The organism is Paracoccus versutus, from assembly GCF_000763885.1.
In the GTDB taxonomy this organism is placed as follows: Bacteria; Pseudomonadota; Alphaproteobacteria; order Rhodobacterales; family Rhodobacteraceae; genus Paracoccus; species Paracoccus versutus.
On sequence record NZ_JRKO01000132.1, the window covers coordinates 1 to 3,128 of the forward strand.

Genomic DNA, 3,128 nt, shown 5'->3' on the forward strand with positions numbered 1-3,128 from the left:
GGGCCGCGCCCTGGCCGGGCGTCGAGGTCGAGGTCGGGGCATGGCTCATCGGATACTCCTCCTGCGCGCAAACTGTCCTTCATCCATGAGATATTCGAGTATGCGAATATATGCAAGGGTGGCGAGCAAAGGATGCGTCGTGTTGTCTCGCTGCATCCCTCCGCTTCATCATTTATACATCCCTTCGAATATAAAGTGTCGCCTCATCCGACGCGAACCAAAAGACATCACCATGCGCGAATCCGAAAGGTCCCCTCGGCACCCGCCTCCGGCCAACGGAGAGGGCGTCCGCCCCGCACCCTGGCTTGCCCCCGCCCTGGCGGTGGCGTCCGCGCTCTTGTGGCTGCCGCAGGCCGGCATCCTGGCCGCTGCGGTGGCCGGGATCGCCGCGGGAACGGGCGCGGCATCGCTGGTGGTGCCGGCGCTTGGCGTGCTGGCCCTGGGCCTCCTGCGCGCCGGGCTCGAGGCGCTTGGCGGCAGGCTGGCCTGGCGCGCGGCGCGGGCACAGTTGTCGGACCTGCGCGGCAGGGCGGTGGCCGCGCTTTCGGCGCGCTCGCCGCTGGATGCCGGGCGCATCCCCTCGGGCGAGGCGGCAAGCATCGTCGCCGAACAGGCCGAGGCCGTCGTGCCCTGGCTGGCGCGCTTTCGGCCCGCGCGGCTGAAGGCGGCGGTGCTGCCCTTGGTCATCTTCCTGGCGATCCTGCCCTTTTCCTGGACGGCGGCGCTGGTGCTGCTGGTGGCGCTGCCGGTGATTCCGGTCTTCATGGTGCTGGTCGGCTGGAAGGCCAAGGCGGCAAGCGAGGCGCAGATGGTCGAGGTCGGCGGCATGAACGCCTTTCTGCTGGACCGGCTGCGCGGCATGGCGACCATCCGCAGCCTGGGCGCCATCGAAGCGACGGCGCTGCGGGTCAGGGCCGATGCGGAATCGCTGCGCGCACGCACCATGGCGGTCTTGCGCATCGCCTTCCTGACCTCGGCGGTGCTGGAGCTTTTCGCGGCGCTCGGCGTGGCGATGGTCGCGGTCTATATCGGTTTCCACCTGCTGGGCGACCTGCCCTTCGGCGCCTGGGGCGACAAGCTGACGCTGGCCGAGGGCCTGTTCATCCTGCTGCTGGCGCCGGCCTTTTTCGAGCCCCTGCGTGAATTGTCGGCGGTCTGGCACGACAAGGCGGCGGGCGAGGCCGGGATGGCCGCCTTGCAGCGGGCGGCCGAGCCGGGGATGGCGCTGCCCGGCGCCGAGGCCGAGGCCGCCGCCCCGCAAACCGCCGCCGCCACGGCGCTGCGCCTTGAGGATCTGCGCTTTCGCCATGCCGGCGCGACGCAACCCGGCCCGCGCGGCCTCAGCCTGGCCATCGCGCCGGGCGAGCATGTGGCGCTGGTCGGGCCCAGCGGCTCGGGCAAGTCGACGCTGCTTTCGCTGATCGCCGGCCTGGCCGCACCCGATTCGGGGCGGATCGAGATCGACGGCCGGCTGCTCGACGCGCAAGCCGCCGCCGGGTTGCGCGCCCGGATGGCCTGGATCGGCCAGGCGCCGCATATCTTTGCGGGCTCGCTGGCGCAGAACGTCACGCTGGGCCGAACCCTGCCCGCCGCGGGCAGCCTGCCGGAGGCGCTACGCATCGCCCGGCTGGACCAGGTCGCGGCCCGGCGCGGCAGCGCCCCGGTCGGCGAGGGCGGCACCGGCCTGTCCGGCGGCGAGGCGCTACGCCTGGCCTTGGCGCGGGTGGCCGCGACGCCGCAGGCCGGGCTGATCCTGGCGGACGAGCCGACGGCGCATCTCGACGCCGCCACCGCGCGCGAGATCGCCGAGGGGCTGGTGGCGCTGGCGCAGGGACGGACGCTGATCGTGGCGACGCATGACCCGGAACTGGCCGCGCGCATGGACCGCGTCATCCGGCTGGACGGCACCGGGATGGAGGCGGCGGCATGAGGCGGCTGGTCCGGGACATGGCGCCGGTGCTGGCGCTGTTCGCTTGCGAAGGGCGGCGCCGGCTGTGGACGGGCGCGGCGCTGGCGGCGGCGACGGTGCTGGCGGGCATCGCGCTGTTGGGGCTGTCAGGCTGGTTCATCACCGCCACCGCCATCGCCGGGCTGACCACGGCCACGGCGCTGGCCTTCGACGTGTTCATGCCCTCCTCGGGCATCCGGCTGCTGGCCCTGGGGCGCACGGCGGCGCGCTATGGCGAGCGGCTGGTGACGCATGATGCGACGCTGGCCGTGCTGGCCGGCCTGCGCGAGCGGCTGTTTCGCGGCTGGGCCGCGCCCGGTGCCGCGGGGGCGCTGATGCTGCGCCCGGCGCGGCTGCTGTTCCGGCTGACCGTGGATATAGACGCGCTCGACGTGCTTTACCTGCGGGTGCTGGTGCCCTTGGCGGCGGCGCTCGTCACCGCGCTGGCGGCGGGCGTGACGCTGGGGCTGATGCAGCCGCTGTTCGGGCTGGCGGTGCTTGGCTTTCTGATCGCCGCAGGGATCGGCCTTGCCCTGGCCGCCGCCCGCGCGGCGGGACCGGGGATGCGGCGGCGCGCGCAGGCGACCGAGACGCTGCGCGCCCGCGTCATCGACCTGATGCAGGGCCAGACCGAACTGGTCATGGCCGGCCGGCTGGGCGCCCAACGCCGGGCCATCGCCGCGGCGGATGCCCGGCTGGCGGCGGCCGAGGATCGGCTGAACCGCATCGACCTACTGGCGGGCTTCGGCTATGGCGCGGCGTCGGCGGTCCTGCTGGCCGGGGTGCTGGTCGTCGCAGGCGGGCTGGCGGAAAGCGGCCGCATCGGCGCACCCGTCGCGGCGCTGGCGTTGCTGGTGGCGCTGGCGGCGGTCGAGCCCTTTGCCCAGTTGCGCCGCGGCGCGATGGAGCTGCCGCGCAGCCTGATCTCGGCCCGCCGGCTGGGGCCGCGGCTGGACCCGGCCCCCGCCCCGCCTGGCTCTTATACCCATCTGACGCTGCCGACGACCCCCTACGTGGAGGGTTTGGGGGGGGGCGGGTCATTTAAAAAAAAAAAAAAAAAAAAAAGAGAGCGGAGAGGACGAATAAGATAAGAAAGAAGGACAAGTTGTGAGACGACAAAAAGACAATAGACGAAAACGTAAAAATCGAAGATGTATTGACAGAAAGAGTTGAGTATACG

2 protein-coding genes are annotated in these 3,128 nt (G+C 71.7%); both read left to right on the forward strand.

Annotated elements, in window-relative coordinates; all coding sequences use genetic code 11:
* Positions 1–232: 232 nt before the first annotated feature.
* A complete protein-coding gene (gene cydD, locus IT40_RS26100; protein ID WP_084197488.1) occupies positions 233–1,930 on the forward strand; it encodes a thiol reductant ABC exporter subunit CydD in 1,698 nt (565 codons plus the stop codon).
* The gene (locus IT40_RS26105) at positions 1,927–3,039 is read left to right on the forward strand and encodes an ABC transporter domain-containing protein (protein ID WP_052096362.1); all 1,113 of its coding nucleotides are present in this window, start codon (positions 1,927–1,929) and stop codon (positions 3,037–3,039) included. The genes cydD and IT40_RS26105 overlap by 4 nt, the downstream gene beginning before the upstream one ends.
* The last annotated feature ends 89 nt before the right edge of the window (positions 3,040–3,128 follow it).

What these genes read in the sequence shown, in the direction of transcription:
- IT40_RS26105 (WP_052096362.1), top strand. Translation starts at nt 1,927, where the DNA reads ATGAGGCGGCTGGTCCGGGACATGGCGCCGGTGCTGGCGCTGTTCGCT.
- cydD (WP_084197488.1), top strand. Translation starts at nt 233, where the DNA reads ATGCGCGAATCCGAAAGGTCCCCTCGGCACCCGCCTCCGGCCAACGGA.